Source organism: Kosakonia sp. AG348, from assembly GCF_003337365.1.
GTDB lineage: Bacteria > Pseudomonadota > Gammaproteobacteria > Enterobacterales > Enterobacteriaceae > Kosakonia.
In genome coordinates, this window is the sequence record NZ_QPJR01000001.1 from 563,838 (window position 1) to 583,507 (window position 19,670).

The window sequence follows — 19,670 nt, forward strand, 5'->3', positions numbered from 1 at the left end:
AACCCGGCAAGCTCGCGCCACCGGGTTTAATCGCTGCATCACATTACGCTTTTACGCTATCGACACGGCTAAAGCGTTTACCGTCCGGGCTGGCGGTGCGCACCTGCACTTCCCCGCTCACCTGCGGACGCGCTTTATCGTCGTAGCGCTGCCAGTTTTTGCCACCGTCGGTTGAGAACTCAACCACCATGCCAGGGAAGCTGGTATTGGCTTCAAGTTTTCCACCGACCACGCGCGCGCCCGGTACTGGCAGGCGGTAATGAACCCCGGCCTTATCCAGTTTCGCCAGTTCGCGATGACCTAACAGGTTCGCAAAGCGTTGCCAGTCACGTTCCAGCGCTTTCACATCCACCAGATGTGTCACGCCGCCTTTGTATTCACGTCCGGCTTTGTAATCCTGCTCCCAGCCCGCACGATGCCATGCGCGTTCAGCCACCGAAACCATACGTGGATAGATCATGTACTCCATCTGGTTATCGGTGCGCACCACTTCGCTCCACAGCTGCGCGGAAAGGCCATACGCGCCAGGCCACGGTTTATCGGACTTCGCGCTAAACGGGTTGCCATCACGATCGAGCGAGGTTTCCGCGTTCTGCGGCATGTTGTCCGGGGCGAAGCTGAAAATCTTACGTTCATCGCTAAAACGCGTGCCCCAGTAATAGCCGCTTTCCGCCGGGTTGACCTCATTCGGGAAGTCGAGATACACATAATCAGGATTGGAGACGACAACACGGAAGCCTTTGTTCGCCCAGTCATTCACCGAATCAAAACCGCCCCAGTAGAGCGTATCCCAGAAGTTAACATTGACATGATCGGTGGCGAACACCGACGCGTCTTTGGCATCTTTCAAACCGTCCTGCCACGCCTGCATAGTATCAATGCCGTGCGCTTTCACCAGCTTGCTGACTTCCACACCGAAATAGCTGGAGAGATGTTCAACATCGGCAACTTTGCCCTCTTTGATCATCGCCTGGCAGGCTTGCGATTTCGCCCATGGCTTATCCTGATTGCTCTGATCGATAATGCCTTTGCCCGCTTCCGGTTTTTTCTGATCCGTATAACCTGCGCCCAGATAGATATTTTTCGCTTCGTCACCGCCAAAATGCCAGGTATTCAGCGGCAGCCCGGCTTCTTTATGCATTTGCTGGATTTCACCAATCACTTTGTCCACAAAGTTACGCGACGAATCAAGGCACGGATTGAGATAGCCGGTACGGTTATAGAACTGCACACCGGTGGTGTTCGAGGTGTCTGTCGGATCCAGCAGACGATATTGATTCGCCTCTTTCTCTTTGCCCGCTTTCATCAGGCGATCGTAACGCGCTTCCATCGCGATCACCGCTGCACGCGCATGAGCTGGCATATCGATTTCCGGGATCACTTCAATCTGTCGCGCTTTGGCGTATTTGAGGATCTCAATGTAATCCGCACGGCTAAAGTGGCCGCTGCCGTTGTTGTTACTGTCCGGCCCGGAGCCCAACTGTGGCAACAGACACGTTTTCTCACTCAAATCATGACAACGTTTGCTGCCGATATCGGTCAGTTCCGGCAAGCCGGGGATCTCAATACGCCAGCCTTCATCATCCGTAAGATGGAAATGGAATTTGTTGAGTTTGTACGCCGACATCTGATCCAACAGACGCAGCACCGCCGCTTTACTGTGGAAGTTGCGACCGACATCCAACTGAATGCCGCGATAGTCAAAACGCGGCGCATCTTTCGCTTCAAGCGCGGCAATCTTCATCTCGCCCGTCGCAGGAACGAGCGACAGCAGCGATTGCAGACCGTAGAACACGCCCGCCTGATCGTAGCCGGTCACCACGGTTTCCTTCGTGCCAATGTGCAGACGGTACGCGCCAGAAACCGCCTCATCGCCGCTAAAGACGTTGCTGGCAATTTCAGTCCGCAGCGGATAATTGCCCTCTTTCACCCCCAGCAATGCAAAACGCGATTTTACTGCATCCTGTGCATCGGCACTGAGCGCTGAGAGATCCAGCTTCACGCCCTTACTCAGGTCGACATCCTGCCCGTGGATGTTAACGTGCTGCGGTGTTGGCACAATCTGACCACGTAGCGATGCGAGGTTTAGCGTTTTCACATCGCTATTTTTCTCAAAACGCGCCTCGGCAGTCATCAGGATATTTTTGTCGCCCGGCGTACGTTTCCACTGATTATCAAGCGGCGTAACGAAGCGGGATAAATCTTCCGTGTCCGTATTAGCAATGACTTTCGCCGTCGCGCCGTCGGCGGTGACGTACCAGCGCGGCAACACATCGGTGATAAACAGCTGCCAGTATTCATTGATAATCGGGATCTCTATCGCCTGCCTGGCCGGGAAACCGGTGAATTTGTCGGTCGGTTCCAGCTTATGCAGGTCGCCCATAATGTGGGTTACTTTGAACTGCTCGTTTGCTACCTCCAGCACCGGGCGAATGCTGTGAAAATAGATGGCCCACGCTTTGTCGGTTACCGCGTCGCCATTATTGGTCAGTGTGATCACCGCTTTGTTGCAGGAGGCCCAATCGGCGCCGAGTTTCGCGCAGTCAACGCCGTGTTGCGCGGCGAAATTATCTTTCACCGCATAGTTAAGATGAAACTGGCTGATAGCATCCACGGTACTCTGATTCGCCAGCGCCGCAGTGCTGCCCAGCATCGCCAGTACGGCACTGGCGAGCATACTTAAACGAATTGTTTTCATTACGTATTCCTTGTAGTTTGCCGGGCCGAACCCGGCATGCGCTCATCAGAAAATGGTAAACGGTGCGATAACCATAAACTTCACATCGCGCTCATCCTGGAAGATGTTGCCATAACCGCCGCTGTAGCTCGGGATGTCGGAATGGTTGTCGTACTGGGTGAAGTGCAATTTGAACATCGTGCCTTTCGCACGCCCTTCCTGCAGGGTGTAAATTGCATCGAGGCTGTAAGAAGACTCTTTCAGGCGGTAGTTCGGATCGTAATAGGCATCTGGCGTTGCCATATCTGCGGGTTTCGCATCCCAGGCGTAAGCGTAAGACGCGCCCACCGTCCAGCCCGGCAGGTTCCAGTTTTTCAGGTCGTACATCGCACCGAAGAACACCGCTTTTTCGCCGTTGGCGTTAAAGTCAGAGCGGTTATCCCACCAGATATCCAGCCGACCGTTGGATGAAGCGTAAGTCGGCGTCATACGTTGCAGGAAGTAGCCCTGCTGGCCATCCGCTTTTACCCACGTTCCTTCCAGACGCAGATCGACCTGCCCCACTTTGTAGCCAAATGTCAGCGCCTGCAGCCACGCCGTGCCGTCATAAATATCGTTTACGCCGCCATTACTGACTTTGTCGCGTGTGCCATAGAACTGGTAACTGGTGCTCAGCGGGCTGCCCGCGATATCGAATTTGTAGCTGGCTTTTGCGAAATATTGATCGACATACCCCTGAGCCTGACCAAACGCGGCTTCCAGGATCAGATCGTTTTTAAAGTCATATTTCGCGCCAACCGAATGCAGGTAATCAACTTTGGTCTTTTTATCGTTTTGATAGAACTTGTCCATCTCGATATGCCACGGCGATTTGTACTCGTTGGTCCACATGTAGGAGAAACTCAACGCCCCGGCATCGCCGTAGTCAAAATTCGCCCCGGCTTCAGCGCCCTGATAAGTGCCTGGCATAAAGCTCCAGTGCGGCGCTAACAGCGTCTGGCCGGTTGGCTGGATGTAACCTGCGCGCGCCCATACCGGGCCATATTTAAATTTCGCCGCGGCTTTATACAGGCTGACCCCGCTCTTATCACCTGACCAGTCTTCTTTGTAGGCTTTATTGCTGGAGGAGAAAGCGATTTCGTTCGGATGCGCGCTGTCGCCGTTTTCCGCCATCTCGATGGCGGTGAAGGCAGCAATATCCAGACCAAACATATCGGCGGCGTAACCGGACTGGAAATCCAGGTTCGCGTTCCATGTCGAGTGGGAAAGGTTGGTTTTGTATTTATCTTCCAGAACATCTTTGCGGTCACGTTCACGCTGCCAGTAATAGATACCGCCGGTGAGCGTGGAATCATCGATAAAGCCTGCTGCATGAGCCTGTGGAGAGACAACCCAGCCCGACATTGCTGTGACACCGGCGATTGCCAGCGCCAGCGTACTACGTTTGCCACTAAACGTACGCATGAGTGATTCCTTCTAGACGTATTAAAAAATCGCCGGAGATGACGAAAAAAGGTCAAATAGTTTAGGTAGTTACGAACCCCCCCGAATTCACTACCGACTTAAGACTATTTTTCGCGACGCGAATTATCAATGTTTTTTAGCGGCAAAATGACAGGATTATGACGAAGAGCACATATTCCGTAGTGTTTTGAAACATGTTACATAAAACAGGAAAACAACAAATAAAAATCGGAAAAACAAAGATATTAATACTAATTGATAGCGATTACACATTAGAATCGACTTTTAAAACCACAAAAATGCTTTCCATCTGTTCAGTAAAAGCATCAATGAGAAGACATATTAATTCGCGTCGCGAATGTATATAAAGTGTAACAAGCTAATGGATAAGCAAAAAAAAGCGCCGCTGAAAGCGGCGCTTTAACCCAATGGTTTCTGGTTGACTTACTCAGTCGCCGATTTTCGCCCAGGTATCGCGCAGACCCACTGTGCGGTTGAACACCGGTTTGGAAGCGGTTGCATGACGGCTATCGAGGCAGAAATAACCTTCACGTTCGAACTGGTAAGCTTTGCCCGCCTCTGCTTCTTTCAATGACGGTTCGGCGTAGCCTTGCTTAATAACCAGCGATTCCGGGTTGATGGTCGACAGGAAATCTTCGGCCGCCCCCGGATTCGGGACGCTGAACAGACGATCATAAAGGCGGATTTCGACCGACAGCGCATGCTGTGCGCTCACCCAGTGAATAACCCCTTTCACTTTGCGACCATCGGCCGGATCTTTGCTCAGCGTGTCCGCATCGTAAGAACAGAAAATAGTGGTGATGTTGCCGTCGGCATCTTTCTCCACACGTTCTGCTTTGATGACGTAAGCGTTACGCAGACGAACCTCTTTACCCAGTACCAGACGCTTGTACTGTTTGTTGGCTTCTTCGCGGAAATCTGCGCGATCGATCCAGATTTCACCGCTAAACGGCACGTCACGTGTGCCCATTTCCGGCTTATTCGGATGGTTCGGCATGCTAACGATTTCGCTGCTGCCCTGCGGGTAATTTTCGATAACCAGCTTCACCGGATCGATAACCGCCATTGCACGCGGTGCGTTTTCATTCAGATCTTCACGGATGCAGGACTCCAGAGAAGCCATCTCAATGGTGTTGTCCTGTTTGGTGACGCCGATACGTTTGCAGAATTCGCGGATAGAGCCTGCGGTGTAACCACGGCGGCGCAGACCGGAGATGGTCGGCATACGCGGATCGTCCCAGCCTTCAACATGCTTGTCAGTGACCAGCAGGTTCAGCTTGCGCTTGGACATCACAGTGTATTCCAGATTCAGGCGCGAAAATTCGTACTGGCGCGGGTGAACCGGAATGGTGATGTTATCCAGCACCCAGTCATACAGACGGCGGTTATCCTGGAATTCCAGCGTACACAGTGAATGAGTAATGCCTTCCAGCGCATCGCTGATGCAGTGGGTAAAGTCGTACATCGGGTAAATGCACCACTTGTTACCGGTCTGGTGATGTTCGGCGAATTTAATGCGATACAGCACCGGATCGCGCATCACGATAAACGGCGACGCCATATCGATCTTCGCACGCAGGCACGCTTTACCCTCTTCGAAGCCACCCGCGCGCATTTTTTCAAACAGCGCCAGGTTCTCTTCCACGCTGCGATCGCGATACGGGCTGTTCTTACCTGGTGCCGTCAGCGTACCGCGATATTCGCGGATCTCATCAGCGGAGAGCTCGTCAACGTAGGCCAGGCCTTTGTTGATAAGCTCGATCGCGTATTCGTACAGCTTGTCGAAATAATCCGAGGAGTAGCAGATATCGCCAGACCAGTGAAAGCCCAACCATTGCACGTCGTTCTTAATAGATTCAACGTATTCGATGTCTTCTTTTGCAGGGTTTGTGTCATCGAAACGCAGGTTGCACTGCCCCTGGTAATCCTGGGCGATACCAAAGTTCAGGCAGATCGATTTCGCGTGGCCAATGTGCAAATAACCATTTGGCTCCGGCGGAAAACGGGTATGGACGGTAGTGTGCTTACCACTGGCCAGATCTTCATCAATGATCTGGCGAATAAAGTTAGTCGGGCGGGCTTCTGCCTCACTCATCACAGGTTCCTCAAGGCGTAAACAACGTATAACGGCATATGATCTAATAAGAGGACGCAGGAAACAACCTTTACTTATACAAATCACTGATGCCCGGAAGAAAGGTATTCAGCTACGTCCTGCGCTTGTCGGCAGCGTAAATCTTGCGTGGTCGGTTTAAGGATGACCGGGCTCGCTATCTCATCGCCCTCGCCTTTTTGCGGAACATAACCCGGCGCTTCAATACACCAGCCCCACGAATAGAAATTCGTCCCGTGCAAAAAGAAAATCATATTTTCCCACTGGGATTTTTTCTCCACGTCGATATGGCCTTGCCGATCGGCTCGAAACGCTTCCGGCGGCGGATAGTACCCCGGCGGTGAACGCCCGGTGCTGACCCACATCATTGCCGTTGAGATCGGTTCCCCGGCCGGATTACGCACATCCACTTCATAGTGTGGACGCAGCGTGGCGTAACGTGGAATACAGCCGCTTAACGTCAGTGCGATAAAGAACGCGCAAATTATCCTTTTCATATCATCCCCTTGATAAAAGCGACATCAGTATGGCACTGATTAAATGCAAGGCAAAAAAAAGCGGCGGAGGATATTCCCCCGCCGCTTAAGGCATGAAAGCTTACTCAGGAGCTATTAGCCTTTAATTTCATACAGCGGAGTCTGACCAGCAACCACCGCGCCCTGCGCCTTGATAACCAGACCGCTAAAGTCGTCGATATTGCTGACCACCACCGGGCTAATCATTGAACGGGCATTCGCGTTGAGGTATTCCAGATCCATTTCGAGGATCGGCTGTCCCGCTACCACTTCCGCACCTTCTTCAACCAGGCGAGTAAAGCCCTGGCCGCCCAGCGCCACGGTATCAATGCCCATATGGACAACGATTTCCGCACCTTTCTCGGTTTCCAGGCAGAAGGCATGGTTAGTGTTGAAAATTTTCACAATGGTGCCCGCAGCCGGAGAAACTACGGTTTTATCCGTCGGTTTCACTGCCACGCCATCACCCACGGCTTTGCTGGCAAAGGCTTCATCCGGCACTTGATCCAGCGCCACCAGTTCACCGGTTACAGGCGATACCAATTCAGCGATGGTTGTCGCGTTCGGTACCGCCTGCGGCTTTACCGATGCCGCCGGAGCCGCTGCCGGAGCAGCATTGGCTGCAGCCGGGACATCACCTGCCGTTCTCATCGCGTCGGCAATTTTTTCCGCCACGAAACCAACGATAATCTGCACGCCGGTTTTGTTCAGGCGAATAACGCCTGAGGCGCCAAGACGTTTCGCCATGGATTCGTTCACCAGCGAAGAGTCTTTCACCGTTAAACGCAGACGAGTGATACAGGCGTCAATACCGGTCAGGTTAGAAGACCCCCCAATCGCGGCGATATACTGACGCGCCAGGCCACTCACATCCTGCTCGGTGTTACCGCTGACATTCATATCCTGACCATCCGCTTCGTCGCCGGAAACAGCCAGTTCGCGACCCGGAGTCAGCATGTTGAACTTGGTGATAGCGAAACGGAAAACCACGTAATAGATAACGAAGAACACCAGACCTTGCGGGATCAGCATCCACCACTGGGTCGCCAGCGGGTTGCGCGAGGAGAGCACCATATCCACCAGACCGGCGCTGAAGCCGAAACCGGCAATCCAGTGCATGCTCGCGGCGATAAATACGGAGATCCCTGTCAGCACTGCATGGATCACATACAGTACCGGCGCAACGAACATAAAGGAGAATTCCAGCGGTTCAGTGATACCGGTAAAGAACGAGGCAAACGCGCCCGCCATCATGATACCCAGAACTTTGGCTTTATTTTCCGGACGTGCACAGTGGTAAATCGCCAGCGCCGCGCCCGGCAGGCCGAACATCATGATCGGGAAGAAACCTGCCTGGTAACGGCCAGTGATACCGACCACCGCTTTACCGGCTTCAATAGACTGCGCGCCACCAAGGAAGTTAGGAATATCGTTAATACCTGCTACGTCAAACCAGAACACAGAGTTGAGCGCGTGGTGCAAACCGACCGGAATTAACAGGCGGTTAAAGAAGGCGTAAACGCCAGCGCCCACGGAGCCGAGTTTCTGAATGCTTTCACCAAATTCCACCAGACCGCTAAACACGACCGGCCAGATATACATCATGATGAAAGCAACAACGATCATCACAAACGAGGTGAGGATCGGCACCAGACGGCGACCGCTAAAGAAGGAGAGCGCTTTCGGCAGCTCAACGCTGCTAAAGCGGTTATAGAGTTCAGCGGCAATAATCCCCACCAGAATACCGACGAACTGGTTTTTGATTTTGCCAAACGCGGCCGGAACTTGATCCGCAGGGATTTTTTGGATCATTGCCACTGCTGCCGGTGAACAGAGCGTGGTCAGAACCAGGAAGCCGACAAAGCCAGCCAGCGCCGCAGCACCATCTTTGTCTTTTGACATACCGTAAGCGACACCCACCGCGAACAGCACGCCCATGTTATCGATAATGGCGGAGCCGGACTGGATGAAAAACGCCGCCAGTGCGTTTTGACCACCCCAGCCAACCGGGTCAATCCAGTACCCGACACCCATCAGAATTGCCGCCGCAGGCAGCGTGGCGACAGGCACCATTAGCGCACGGCCGATCTTTTGCAGATAACCTAGAATACTCACTTTTATTCCCCCTATGAACCCGATGAGAGCTCACTGAAACAGTCGTTTTTTATTGTGTCACTAACCCTGAAATCACGGCTATTTTCTCACTACCTGACAGAGTGTGTGAAAAATTAATTCGCCTCGCAAATTAAAAGCGTATTTTCTGTGATTAAAATCACTAAGTATCGTCAATCACCCTCCCAATCACTGGCAAACAGGTAAAACTTATTTTATGATTAAAAATATCAGGACGGATTGCTCCCTTCTCTCTGGCGCGAACCAGGTTACGCTTAACGCTGAGTTAGCACGCATTCCGCCAACTTTCTTCATTTAACTTTAGAGGTGAACAATGAGACTGATTCCCCTGGCGACAGCTGAACAAGTCGGCAAATGGGCAGCCCGCCATATCGTCAATCGTATCAACGCGTTCAAACCAACCGCAGACCGTCCGTTTATTCTCGGCTTACCAACCGGTGGAACTCCGCTCACCGCGTACAAAGCGTTAGTTGAGATGCACAAAGCAGGCCAGGTTAGTTTCCAGCATGTTGTCACCTTTAACATGGATGAGTATGTCGGCTTGCCGAAAGATCACCCGGAAAGCTACCACAGCTTTATGCACCGAAATTTCTTCGATCACGTTGATATTCCGGCTGAAAATATTAACCTGCTTGATGGCAACGCGCCGGATATTGACGCAGAATGTCGCCGTTATGAAGAAAAAATCCGCTCTTACGGCAAAATTCACCTGTTTATGGGTGGCGTAGGCAACGATGGGCACATCGCGTTTAACGAACCGGCGTCTTCGCTGGCCTCGCGCACCCGTATTAAAACCCTGACCCATGACACTCGCGTGGCGAACTCTCGCTTCTTTGACGGCGACGTTAATCAGGTGCCGAAATACGCACTGACCGTTGGCGTGGGTACGCTGTTGGATGCGGAAGAGGTGATGATCCTGGTGCTCGGCGGCGTGAAAGCGCAGGCGCTGCAGGCGGCTGTTGAGGGCAACGTTAACCACATGTGGACCATCAGTTGCCTGCAGTTACACCCGAAAGCCGTCATCGTCTGTGACGAACCGTCCACGATGGAGCTGAAAGTGAAAACGTTGAAATACTTCAACGAGTTAGAAGCGGAAAATATTAAAGGTCTGTAAGTCAGTTCCCGCTCCGCGAGGCGGATCCTGCGGAGCGGTATACCTAGTTAACCGGGGGTCGTTATGTATGCTTTAACCCAGGGCCGAATCTACACCGGCCATGAAATTCTGGATGACCATGCGCTGGTCATCGCCAATGGTCTGATTGAACGCCTTTGTCCGCTGGCTGAGCTGCCAACAGGAATTGAACAACGCTCGCTGAATGGTGCCATCCTTGCCCCCGGTTTTATCGACGTGCAGCTCAACGGCTGTGGCGGCGTACAGTTTAACGACACCGCAGAAGCCGTTAGCGTAAAAACGCTGGAAATCATGCAGCAGGCAAATGAGAAATCCGGCTGCACCAGCTACCTGCCGACGCTGATTACCACCAGCGATGAATTAATGAAACAGGGCGTGCAGGTAATGCGCGATTACCTGGCTAAATACCCAAATCAGGCGCTGGGCCTTCATCTGGAAGGGCCGTGGCTGAATATTGTTAAAAAAGGCACGCACAACCCGGAATTCGTGCGTAAACCGGATCCGGCGTTAGTCGACTTCCTGTGCCAGAACGCCGATGTGATCACCAAAGTTACGCTGGCCCCGGAAATGGCGGGCACCGAGGTGATTCGCCAGTTAGCTGATGCGGGCATTGTGGTTTCTGCCGGTCACTCCAATGCAACGTTAAAAGAAGCAAAAGCCGGTTTCCGCGCCGGGATCACGTTCGCCACACATTTATATAATGCCATGCCGTATATTACCGGCCGTGAACCCGGTCTGGCAGGCGCAGTGCTTGATGACACAGACGTTTACTGCGGCGTGATTGCAGATGGCCTGCATGTCGATTACGTTAATATCCGTAATGCTAAGCGATTGAAAGGCGACAAACTTTGCCTGGTAACTGACGCGACAGCGCCAGCAGGCGCGAATATTGAGCAGTTCATTTTTGCTGGCAAAACAATATACTACCGTAATGGACTGTGCGTGGACGAAAACGGAACGCTGAGCGGTTCCTCCCTGACGATGATCGAAGGGGTGCGAAATCTGGTAGAGCATGTCGGCATTGCGCTGGATGAAGCGCTGCGTATGGCAACCCTCTACCCCGCTCGCGCCATTGGCGTTGACGAAAAGCTGGGAAGTCTCGCCGCGGGGAAAGTGGCGAACCTGACGGCGTTCACGCGCGATTATAAAATCATCAAGACCATCGTTAATGGCAACGAGGTCGTCACTGCATAAAGAGACGGTATGACATCAGGCGGACAAGCTCAAATCGGTAACGTTGACCTCGTAAAGCAGCTTAACAGCGCGGCGGTTTACCGCCTGATTGACCAACACGGCCCCATTTCGCGCATTCAGATTGCCGAACAAAGCCAGCTTGCTCCCGCCAGCGTGACAAAAATCACGCGCCAGCTCATCGAACGCGGGCTGATCAAAGAAGTCGATCAGCAGGCCTCCACCGGGGGCCGCCGCGCTATCTCCATTGTTACCGAAACCCGCAGTTTCCAGGCTATCGGCGTGCGCCTCGGGCGTTACGACACCACACTGACCTTGTACGATTTAAGCAGCAAAGTGCTGGCGGAAGAGCATTACCCGCTGCCCGAACGTACCCAGGAAACGCTGGAACACGCGCTGCTCAATACCATCAGCCACTTTATTGAAACCAGCCAGCGTAAGATCCGCGAACTGATCGCGATTTCCGTTATTCTGCCGGGCCTGGTAGACCCGGAAAGCGGTGTGATTCGCTATATGCCGCATATTCAGGTTGAAAACTGGGCGCTGGTGGAAACCCTTGAAGAACGTTTCAAATTGACCTGTTTTGTCGGGCATGACATTCGCAGTCTGGCGCTGGCCGAGCACTATTTTGGGGCAAGCCAGGATTGTGAAGACTCCATTCTGGTGCGCGTGCACCGCGGGACGGGCGCCGGGATTATCTCTAACGGGCGCATTTTTATCGGTCGTAACGGCAACGTCGGCGAAATTGGACACGTGCAAGTCGAGCCACTGGGCGAACGCTGCCACTGTGGCAATTTTGGCTGTCTGGAAACTATCGCCGCCAATGCCGCAATAGAACACCGCGTTCGTCACCTGCTGGAACAGGGCTACCAGAGCCGCCTGACGCTGGAAGATTGCTCTATCAAAACCATCTGCAAAGCCGCCAACAAAGGCGATGCGCTGGCCTGTGAAGTGATTGAATATGTTGGTCGCCATTTGGGTAAAACCATCGCCATTGCCATTAACCTGTTTAACCCGCAGAAAGTGGTGATCGCCGGGGAAATTGTTGACGCAGAAAAAGTGCTGCTCCCGGCCATTGAGGCGTGCATTAACACTCAGGCGTTAAAAGCGTTTCGCAAAAACTTGCCGGTGGTGCCTTCCGCGCTGGATCACCGCTCGGCGATCGGCGCGTTTGCGCTGGTAAAACGCGCTATGCTGAACGGTCTGCTGCTGCAACGTTTGCTGGAAAACTAACAGCGTCTATCGTTAATACTTATTTTTTTATCCGGACAGTCCATGACCATTCAGAATGTAATCTGTGATATTGACGGCGTGCTGATGCACGACAACGTTGCCGTACCGGGTGCTGCGGAGTTTATCTCCCGCATCCTTGAAAAAGGCATGCCGCTGGTACTACTGACCAACTACCCTTCGCAAACGGGCCAGGATCTGGCGAACCGCTTTGTCTCCGCGGGGATTGATGTGCCTGCCAGCGTCTTTTATACCTCGGCGATGGCGACCGCTGATTTTCTTAAACGCCAGGAAGGGAAAAAAGCCTATGTGGTGGGCGAAGGCGCACTGATCCACGAGCTTTACAAAGCTGGTTTTACCATTACCGATATCAACCCGGATTTTGTCATCGTTGGCGAGACCCGCTCCTATAACTGGGAAATGATGCATAAAGCAGCGTTCTTCGTGGCGAACGGCGCGCGCTTTATCGCCACCAACCCTGACACCCACGGTCGTGGATACTACCCAGCCTGCGGTGCGCTGTGTGCAGGTATTGAAAAAATTTCCGGCCGCAAACCTTTCTATGTCGGCAAACCCAGTCCATGGATTATCCGTGCGGCGCTCAACACTATGCAGGCGCATTCCGAACAGACGGTGATTGTGGGCGATAACCTGCGCACCGATATCCTGGCGGGTTTCCAGGCCGGGCTTGAAACTATCCTGGTACTCTCTGGTGTGTCACGCATCGATGATATCGACAGTATGCCGTTTCGCCCGTCGTGGATTTACCCCTCGGTCGCGGAAATCGACGTTATCTAAACTTCACCACGTCTTCGGGCGTGTTTTTTTATTTTCGCCCCTGTCAAAAAGAACACCATTCAATAAAAAGCGCATTATTTTGCCGATTCATCAATAACAGAGTCTTATGCATACTCTTTTTTCAGCATTCAATAATCATCATTGCACTTTTTACTTTCAGCGCGGTAAAAGGCTTGCGCGCTGCCCCGTTTTTGCGGCATTTTGACTGCAAGCACACAACATTACAGCTTTGCATTCAAGGTTAACGGAGAAGTCTATGTGTTCAATTTTTGGCGTACTGGATATTAAAACCGACGCAGTCGAATTACGTAAAAAAGCGCTGGAATTATCCCGACTGATGCGCCACCGCGGCCCGGACTGGTCCGGTGTTTATGCAAGTGATAAAGCCATTCTGGCGCATGAACGTCTGTCTATTGTTGACGTTAACGCCGGGGCACAGCCGCTCTACAACGAGAAGAAAACACATGCGCTGGCAGTGAACGGTGAAATTTATAACCACCAGGCGCTACGCGCAGAATATGGCGACCGTTACTCATTCCAGACCGGTTCTGACTGTGAAGTGATCCTCGCGCTGTATCAGGAAAAAGGGCCGGAATTCCTCGACGACTTGCAAGGTATGTTCGCTTTCGCCCTGTACGACAGTGAAAAAGATGCTTACCTGATTGGCCGCGACCATATCGGCATTATCCCGCTGTATATGGGGCACGACGAACACGGCAACCTGTACGTGGCGTCAGAAATGAAAGCGCTGGTGCCGGTTTGCCGCACCATTAAAGAGTTCCCGGCAGGCAGCTACCTGTGGAGCAAAGACGGTGAAATCCGCTCTTATTATCAGCGCGACTGGTTTGACTACGATGCAGTAAAAGACAACGTGACCGACAAAGCGGAACTGCGCCAGGCGCTGGAAGACGCGGTGAAAAGCCACCTGATGTCCGATGTGCCGTACGGCGTGCTGCTTTCGGGTGGTCTGGATTCTTCGGTGATTTCCGCGATCACCAAAAAATTCGCCGCCCGTCGCGTTGAAGATCAGGAGAAATCAGAAGCCTGGTGGCCGCAACTGCACTCCTTCGCTGTGGGTCTGAAAGGCGCGCCGGATCTGAAAGCGGCGCAGGAAGTCGCCAACCATCTTGGCACCGTGCACCATGAAATTCATTTCACCGTGCAGGAAGGACTGGATGCGATTCGCGATGTGATTTACCACATCGAAACCTATGACGTGACGACGATTCGTGCCTCGACGCCGATGTATCTGATGTCCCGTAAAATCAAAGCGATGGGCATAAAAATGGTGCTCTCCGGCGAAGGTTCCGATGAAGTGTTTGGCGGTTATCTCTATTTCCATAAAGCGCCGGATGCCAAAGAGCTGCACGAAGAAACCGTGCGTAAACTGCAGGCCCTGCATATGTTTGACTGCGCCCGTGCAAACAAAGCGATGTCCGCCTGGGGCGTGGAGGCGCGTGTACCGTTCCTGGATAAAAAATTCCTCGACGTGGCGATGCGTATCAACCCGGAAGACAAAATGTGCGGCAGCAACGGCAAAATGGAGAAACACATTCTGCGCGAATGTTTTGAGTCCTACCTGCCGGCAAGCGTGGCATGGCGCCAGAAAGAGCAGTTCTCCGACGGCGTGGGTTATAGCTGGATCGATACGCTGAAAGAAGTTGCGGCGCAGCAGGTTACGGATCAACAACTGGCAACGGCCAGCTACCGTTTCCCGTACAACACGCCAGCATCGAAAGAAGCGTATCTGTACCGCGAAATTTTTGAAGAGCTGTTCCCGCTGGCAAGCGCGGCGGAATGTGTTCCCGGCGGCCCGTCCGTTGCCTGTTCTTCCGCAAAAGCGTTCGAATGGGACGAAGCCTTCAAAACCATGAACGATCCGTCAGGTCGCGCGGTTGGTATTCACCAGTCAGCTTATTAATAAGTAATGGTTATTCTTACAGGCCCTGCGGGGCCTGTTGTTTTTTGTGCGCTGATTTAATGAATAAAATCAATTTTCGCCCAATAAAGCGTCATGCTGTTCGCAACCTAACCAAACAGTCACATTCCGGCAATTTTCGATGAAAAAGGTATTGACGCTGTAAGGCCCAATACGCATAATGCGCCCCGCAACGCCGATAAGGTAACGCGAAAAAAGATGGCTACGTAGCTCAGCTGGTTAGAGCACAGCACTCATAATGCTGGGGTCACAGGTTCGATTCCCGTCGTAGCCACCATCTTTTTTGCGGGAGTGGCGAAATTGGTAGACGCACCAGATTTAGGTTCTGGCGCCGCAAGGTGTGCGAGTTCAAGTCTCGCCTCCCGCACCATTCCCAGGTAAGCGTTGCACGGATGGGGTATCGCCAAGCGGTAAGGCACCGGTTTTTGATACCGGCATTCCCTGGTTCGAATCCAGGTACCCCAGCCATCTCTTCTTCGACTCCTGCGAAACGCACTAGTCGTTGGGGTATCGCCAAGCGGTAAGGCACCGGTTTTTGATACCGGCATTCCCTGGTTCGAATCCAGGTACCCCAGCCAGTCGATGACTGGAAAAGCAGTAAAACTTGGCTACGTAGCTCAGCTGGTTAGAGCACAGCACTCATAATGCTGGGGTCACAGGTTCGATTCCCGTCGTAGCCACCATATTTAAGGTCTAATGTTAAGACGTTAAACCTGAAAAAGATTTGTTGGGGTATCGCCAAGCGGTAAGGCAGTGGATTCTGATTCCACCATCCCGAGGTTCGAATCCTCGTACCCCAGCCATCTCAAAGACGTTTGCTTTCGCGAACGCACTTTTGGGGTATCGCCAAGCGGTAAGGCAGTGGATTCTGATTCCACCATTCCGAGGTTCGAATCCTCGTACCCCAGCCAACAAAACAAAAAAGCTCGCTTCGGCGGGCTTTTTTGTTTTCTGCACATCCCCGGATGTTGGTAGTTAATCACTGCATAAACCGTATGGTAATTTACCCGCCTCTCTCCTCTGAGCCGGCATGATGAACTATCAAAACACTGCCCTGTTAATTTATGCCCCGCTGTATGTACTCTTTGTGGTGACCGGTTTCGGTCTTGCTTTTATGGGCCTCTCCGCGCCGATCTTTTATGGCCTCTGTATGGGGTTGATCTTCCCGGTCGTCATATCCATGCGTCTGCATACGCTGAGCGAAAGCGGCCAGGCCCTGCTGCTGAAGGAGACAATTCACTGGACGGTGTATGTGCAGGGCATTCCGGTGCAGGAAACACGCTCATCGCTGAAAAATCCCTGCTTCTCTACGCCACAGCGCCTTCAGCAATTCTGTATGCGGACACTGCTCGCCAGGCTCGTGCTGCAAGTTGTGTCTGTCGCGCTAGTGGTGCAGCAGGCCAGCGCAAACCCGATCTCCCCTGGCTATGGAGCGGCAGCCTTCGTGGCGCTGATTATTCTGCTGGTGCCGCTTTACCGCACAGTGCTGTTGCTGCGCAAAATGCACAATGGCCAATGGGCGCTGCAACAGCTTGAAGGAATTGACGGGTATCAGGCCTTTTTTATCGACAAAAAAGGCGCGCACACGGCACTGGATAAGTTATTGGCCATTATGTGAGTACTGTGGGCGCTGCGCCCGCAGACCTTTTACAATCCTAATGCGTACTTCAGCGCCTGCCGTTTCAGCACACCGGCGCGATCTGCCGCCATCAGGCCGATATTGCGCAGCAGCCGCACCGGGCCGAGGGTGTTACTGAACCCGGCGTAAAACAGATCCATTCCGCTTTGCATAATAAAGTTATCCGCCATACGTCGCGTCTGATAACGCTTCAACACCGCATGGCTGGTCCAGGCTTCCGCCTGCGTACGCGCGCTGCTCAATACATCCAGCAGCGCATCCACATCGCGATACCCCAGATTAACGCCCTGCCCGGCCAACGGATGAATGGTATGCGCTGCGTCGCCCACCAGCGCCAGCCCCGGCCTGACATACTGCAGCGCATGGCGGCGAGTCAGCGGAAAAGAGGCCGCAGCAACCGGTTTAACGGCACCTAAGCGCGCCGGGAAATGTCGGGCAATCTCCTGCTCCAGTTGCGCCATCGTTAATGTCTGCAACTGACGAATACGCGCCGGGCTGTCATACCACACCAGCGATGCCCAGTTATCAAACAGCGGTAAAAAGGCATGCGGACCAGCAGGCGTGAAATGTTGCCAGGTGCTGTCACCCGCTTCGTGTTCGCACTGAACGGTGATCAACATGCAGGATTGCTGATACTGCCAGGCGTGAATGCCAATTCCCGCCGCTTGTCGTACCCAGGAATTCGCGCCATCGGCCCCTACCACCAGTTTCGCGGTTAACGTATCACCATCCGCAAACGTTAATTGCTGATGCGCATCGTGCGCATGCAGCGCGGTTAATTCTTTCGCCGTAAGTAGCGTTACCTGCGGGTGCGCCTGTAACGCCTCCCACAGCGCACGCTGGAGCACCGTGTTTTCCACCATGTAACCGAGCAGCGGCAACTTCAGCTCGCGAGCGTCGAACAGCACATGCGCATTTTCCCACTCCCAGGTTTCCAGTTGCCGATAAGGGTGACAGCGCATAGCCTGAATGCTCTCCCAGACGCCCAGCCCGCGCAGCAACGCCACCGATGCGGCACTGATTGCCGAAATACGTACGTCCGGCGGTAACGTTGCATCAAACGCCGCGGGTTCCTGTTTTTCAATCACGGTCACGGCAAAACCATGTTGCGCCAGCCCCAGCGCCAGCGCTCCGCCGACCATTCCGCCGCCAACGATGGCAACTTCAGTGGATTGATTTGTCATGGCTATTTGTCCTTCAACGAGAATCCGTTAAGTTTACCGGATTTTTTACCCCGTGAGGCTGACAACCGTCATACTGGTCAGCACGCGACCAAAGCATTACAATACGCGGCCTGCAATCCTGGCTGATACCCGTCATACTCAGGGTATACGAACTTAAGCAAGAGCAAGTCGATGACAAAAAAACTCCACATAAAAACCTGGGGCTGTCAGATGAACGAATACGATTCATCGAAGATGGCCGATCTGCTGGATGCCACGCACGGCTATCAACTGACCGAGGTGGCGGAAGAAGCGGATGTGCTGCTGCTTAATACCTGCTCAATCCGTGAAAAGGCTCAGGAAAAAGTCTTCCATCAGTTGGGCCGCTGGAAGCTGCTGAAAGAGAAAAACCCCGATCTGATTATCGGTGTTGGCGGCTGCGTGGCGTCTCAGGAAGGCGATCATATTCGCCAGCGCGCGCACTATGTCGACATTATTTTTGGGCCGCAAACCCTGCACCGCTTGCCGGAAATGATTAACTCCGTGCGCGGCACCCGTAGCCCGGTAGTCGATATCAGCTTCCCGGAAATTGAAAAATTCGACCGTTTGCCGGAACCGCGCGCCGAAGGTCCGACTGCGTTTGTATCGATCATGGAAGGCTGTAACAAATACTGTACTTACTGCGTGGTGCCTTATACCCGTGGTGAAGAAGTCAGCCGCCCTGCCGATGACATCCTGTTTGAGATCGCGCAACTGGCGGCGCAGGGCGTGCGTGAAGTGAACCTGCTCGGCCAGAACGTGAACGCCTGGCGCGGTGAGAACTTTGACGGCAGTATCGGCACCTTTGCCGAACTGCTGCGTCTGGTGGCGGCGATTGATGGTATCGATCGCATCCGTTTCACCACCAGCCACCCTATTGAGTTCACCGATGACATCATTGACGTCTATCGCGACACGCCGGAGCTGGTGAGCTTCCTGCATCTGCCGGTGCAAAGTGGTTCTGACCGCATACTGAATCTGATGAGCCGCACGCATACCGCGCTGGAATACAAAGCGATCATCCGTAAACTACGCGAGGCGCGCCCGGACATTCAGATTAGCTCCGACTTTATCGTCGGTTTCCCGGGTGAGACCACCGAAGATTTCGAAAAAACCATGAAGCTGATTGCCGATGTTAACTTCGACATGAGCTACAGCTTTATCTTCTCCGCACGCCCGGGCACGCCCGCTGCCGATATGGTAGATGATGTGCCGGAAGAGGAGAAAAAACAGCGCCTGTACATTCTGCAAGAGCGTATTAACCAGCAGGCGATGGCCTGGAGCCGCCGTATGCTTGGCACGACGCAGCGCATCCTGGTGGAAGGGACTTCTCGTAAGAACATCATGGAGCTGTCCGGCCGCACCGAAAATAACCGCGTGGTGAACTTCGAAGGCAAGCCAGAGATGATCGGTAAATTTGTCGATGTGGAAATCGTTGATGTCTACCCGAACTCCCTGCGCGGCGTGCTGGTGCGTACCGAAGAAGAAATGGGTCTGCGCGTGGTGGAATCGCCACAATCTGTTATTGCCCGTACGCGTAAAGAGAACGACCTCGGCGTCGGTCTGTACCAACCGTAATACCACCGGCCTGCCATTTCTGGCAGGCCTTGCTTTTC

At 53.2% G+C, this 19,670-nt stretch carries 13 protein-coding genes and 7 tRNA genes; 14 read left to right on the forward strand and 6 right to left on the reverse strand.

Annotated features, from left to right (window positions below; translation table 11 throughout):
- Window positions 1–43 precede the first annotated feature (43 nt).
- The 5 genes from DFO56_RS02880 to nagE form a co-directional block, all read right to left on the reverse strand.
- Window positions 44–2,698: a beta-N-acetylhexosaminidase gene (locus tag DFO56_RS02880; protein ID WP_045509011.1), complete on the reverse strand. Its 2,655-nt coding sequence runs from the start codon at window positions 2,696–2,698 to the stop codon at window positions 44–46.
- Window positions 2,699–2,743: 45 nt separating this feature from the next.
- Complete coding sequence (gene chiP / locus DFO56_RS02885) at window positions 2,744–4,141, reverse strand: chitoporin (RefSeq protein ID WP_020457031.1); 1,398 nt, start codon at window positions 4,139–4,141, stop codon at window positions 2,744–2,746.
- Window positions 4,142–4,589: 448 nt separating this feature from the next.
- Window positions 4,590–6,257, reverse strand: coding sequence for a glutamine--tRNA ligase (glnS, locus tag DFO56_RS02890; protein ID WP_045509008.1), 1,668 nt, complete (start codon window positions 6,255–6,257; stop codon window positions 4,590–4,592).
- A gap of 83 nt (window positions 6,258–6,340) precedes the next feature.
- Window positions 6,341–6,772: a membrane lipoprotein lipid attachment site-containing protein gene (locus DFO56_RS02895; RefSeq protein ID WP_045509005.1), complete on the reverse strand. Its 432-nt coding sequence runs from the start codon at window positions 6,770–6,772 to the stop codon at window positions 6,341–6,343.
- Window positions 6,773–6,886: 114 nt separating this feature from the next.
- Complete coding sequence (gene nagE / locus DFO56_RS02900; protein WP_072051627.1) at window positions 6,887–8,905, reverse strand: N-acetylglucosamine-specific PTS transporter subunit IIBC; 2,019 nt, start codon at window positions 8,903–8,905, stop codon at window positions 6,887–6,889.
- A gap of 331 nt (window positions 8,906–9,236) precedes the next feature.
- Between nagE and nagB the strand changes: the two genes are divergently transcribed.
- The 13 genes from nagB to DFO56_RS02965 all read left to right on the forward strand — a co-directional run bounded on the left by nagB (window position 9,237) and on the right by DFO56_RS02965 (window position 16,831).
- A complete protein-coding gene (gene nagB, locus DFO56_RS02905) occupies window positions 9,237–10,037 on the forward strand; it encodes a glucosamine-6-phosphate deaminase (protein ID WP_017455911.1) in 801 nt (266 codons plus the stop codon).
- Window positions 10,038–10,100: 63 nt separating this feature from the next.
- Window positions 10,101–11,249, forward strand: a complete 1,149-nt coding sequence (nagA, locus tag DFO56_RS02910) for an N-acetylglucosamine-6-phosphate deacetylase (protein WP_045509002.1) — start codon at window positions 10,101–10,103, stop codon at window positions 11,247–11,249.
- A gap of 9 nt (window positions 11,250–11,258) precedes the next feature.
- A complete protein-coding gene (locus tag DFO56_RS02915) occupies window positions 11,259–12,479 on the forward strand; it encodes an N-acetylglucosamine repressor (protein WP_045508999.1) in 1,221 nt (406 codons plus the stop codon).
- A gap of 42 nt (window positions 12,480–12,521) precedes the next feature.
- A complete protein-coding gene (locus tag DFO56_RS02920; RefSeq protein ID WP_020457025.1) occupies window positions 12,522–13,274 on the forward strand; it encodes an HAD-IIA family hydrolase in 753 nt (250 codons plus the stop codon).
- Between the two features lie 256 nt (window positions 13,275–13,530).
- On the forward strand, window positions 13,531–15,195 hold the full coding sequence (asnB, locus tag DFO56_RS02925; protein WP_045508996.1) for an asparagine synthase B: 1,665 nt from the start codon (window positions 13,531–13,533) through the stop codon (window positions 15,193–15,195).
- 218 nt (window positions 15,196–15,413) lie between these two features.
- Window positions 15,414–15,490, forward strand: a tRNA-Met gene (locus tag DFO56_RS02930).
- Between the two features lie 8 nt (window positions 15,491–15,498).
- Window positions 15,499–15,583 (forward strand) — tRNA-Leu (locus DFO56_RS02935).
- A 23-nt stretch (window positions 15,584–15,606) separates the two neighbouring features.
- Window positions 15,607–15,681 (forward strand) — tRNA-Gln (locus DFO56_RS02940).
- A 35-nt stretch (window positions 15,682–15,716) separates the two neighbouring features.
- Window positions 15,717–15,791: transfer RNA gene (locus DFO56_RS02945), tRNA-Gln, on the forward strand.
- Between the two features lie 28 nt (window positions 15,792–15,819).
- Window positions 15,820–15,896 (forward strand) — tRNA-Met (locus DFO56_RS02950).
- Window positions 15,897–15,941: 45 nt separating this feature from the next.
- Window positions 15,942–16,016 (forward strand) — tRNA-Gln (locus DFO56_RS02955).
- A gap of 33 nt (window positions 16,017–16,049) precedes the next feature.
- A tRNA-Gln gene (locus DFO56_RS02960) sits at window positions 16,050–16,124 on the forward strand.
- Window positions 16,125–16,243: 119 nt separating this feature from the next.
- Window positions 16,244–16,831, forward strand: coding sequence for a hypothetical protein (locus DFO56_RS02965; protein WP_045508994.1), 588 nt, complete (start codon window positions 16,244–16,246; stop codon window positions 16,829–16,831).
- Between the two features lie 29 nt (window positions 16,832–16,860).
- Here DFO56_RS02965 and ubiF read toward each other — a convergent pair whose 3' ends face one another.
- The gene (gene ubiF / locus DFO56_RS02970; RefSeq protein WP_045508992.1) at window positions 16,861–18,036 is read right to left on the reverse strand and encodes a 3-demethoxyubiquinol 3-hydroxylase; all 1,176 of its coding nucleotides are present in this window, start codon (window positions 18,034–18,036) and stop codon (window positions 16,861–16,863) included.
- Window positions 18,037–18,207: 171 nt separating this feature from the next.
- Between ubiF and miaB the strand changes: the two genes are divergently transcribed.
- Entirely contained in the window at window positions 18,208–19,632 is a 1,425-nt protein-coding gene (gene miaB / locus DFO56_RS02975) for a tRNA (N6-isopentenyl adenosine(37)-C2)-methylthiotransferase MiaB (protein ID WP_020457022.1), read from the forward strand.
- Window positions 19,633–19,670: the final 38 nt, after the last annotated feature.

What these genes read in the sequence shown, in the direction of transcription:
- DFO56_RS02880 (WP_045509011.1), bottom strand. Translation starts at nt 2,698, where the DNA reads ATGAAAACAATTCGTTTAAGTATGCTCGCCAGTGCCGTACTGGCGATG.
- chiP (WP_020457031.1), bottom strand. Translation starts at nt 4,141, where the DNA reads ATGCGTACGTTTAGTGGCAAACGTAGTACGCTGGCGCTGGCAATCGCC.
- glnS (WP_045509008.1), bottom strand. Translation starts at nt 6,257, where the DNA reads ATGAGTGAGGCAGAAGCCCGCCCGACTAACTTTATTCGCCAGATCATT.
- DFO56_RS02895 (WP_045509005.1), bottom strand. Translation starts at nt 6,772, where the DNA reads ATGAAAAGGATAATTTGCGCGTTCTTTATCGCACTGACGTTAAGCGGC.
- nagB (WP_017455911.1), top strand. Translation starts at nt 9,237, where the DNA reads ATGAGACTGATTCCCCTGGCGACAGCTGAACAAGTCGGCAAATGGGCA.
- nagA (WP_045509002.1), top strand. Translation starts at nt 10,101, where the DNA reads ATGTATGCTTTAACCCAGGGCCGAATCTACACCGGCCATGAAATTCTG.
- DFO56_RS02915 (WP_045508999.1), top strand. Translation starts at nt 11,259, where the DNA reads ATGACATCAGGCGGACAAGCTCAAATCGGTAACGTTGACCTCGTAAAG.
- DFO56_RS02920 (WP_020457025.1), top strand. Translation starts at nt 12,522, where the DNA reads ATGACCATTCAGAATGTAATCTGTGATATTGACGGCGTGCTGATGCAC.
- asnB (WP_045508996.1), top strand. Translation starts at nt 13,531, where the DNA reads ATGTGTTCAATTTTTGGCGTACTGGATATTAAAACCGACGCAGTCGAA.
- DFO56_RS02965 (WP_045508994.1), top strand. Translation starts at nt 16,244, where the DNA reads ATGATGAACTATCAAAACACTGCCCTGTTAATTTATGCCCCGCTGTAT.
- ubiF (WP_045508992.1), bottom strand. Translation starts at nt 18,036, where the DNA reads ATGACAAATCAATCCACTGAAGTTGCCATCGTTGGCGGCGGAATGGTC.
- miaB (WP_020457022.1), top strand. Translation starts at nt 18,208, where the DNA reads ATGACAAAAAAACTCCACATAAAAACCTGGGGCTGTCAGATGAACGAA.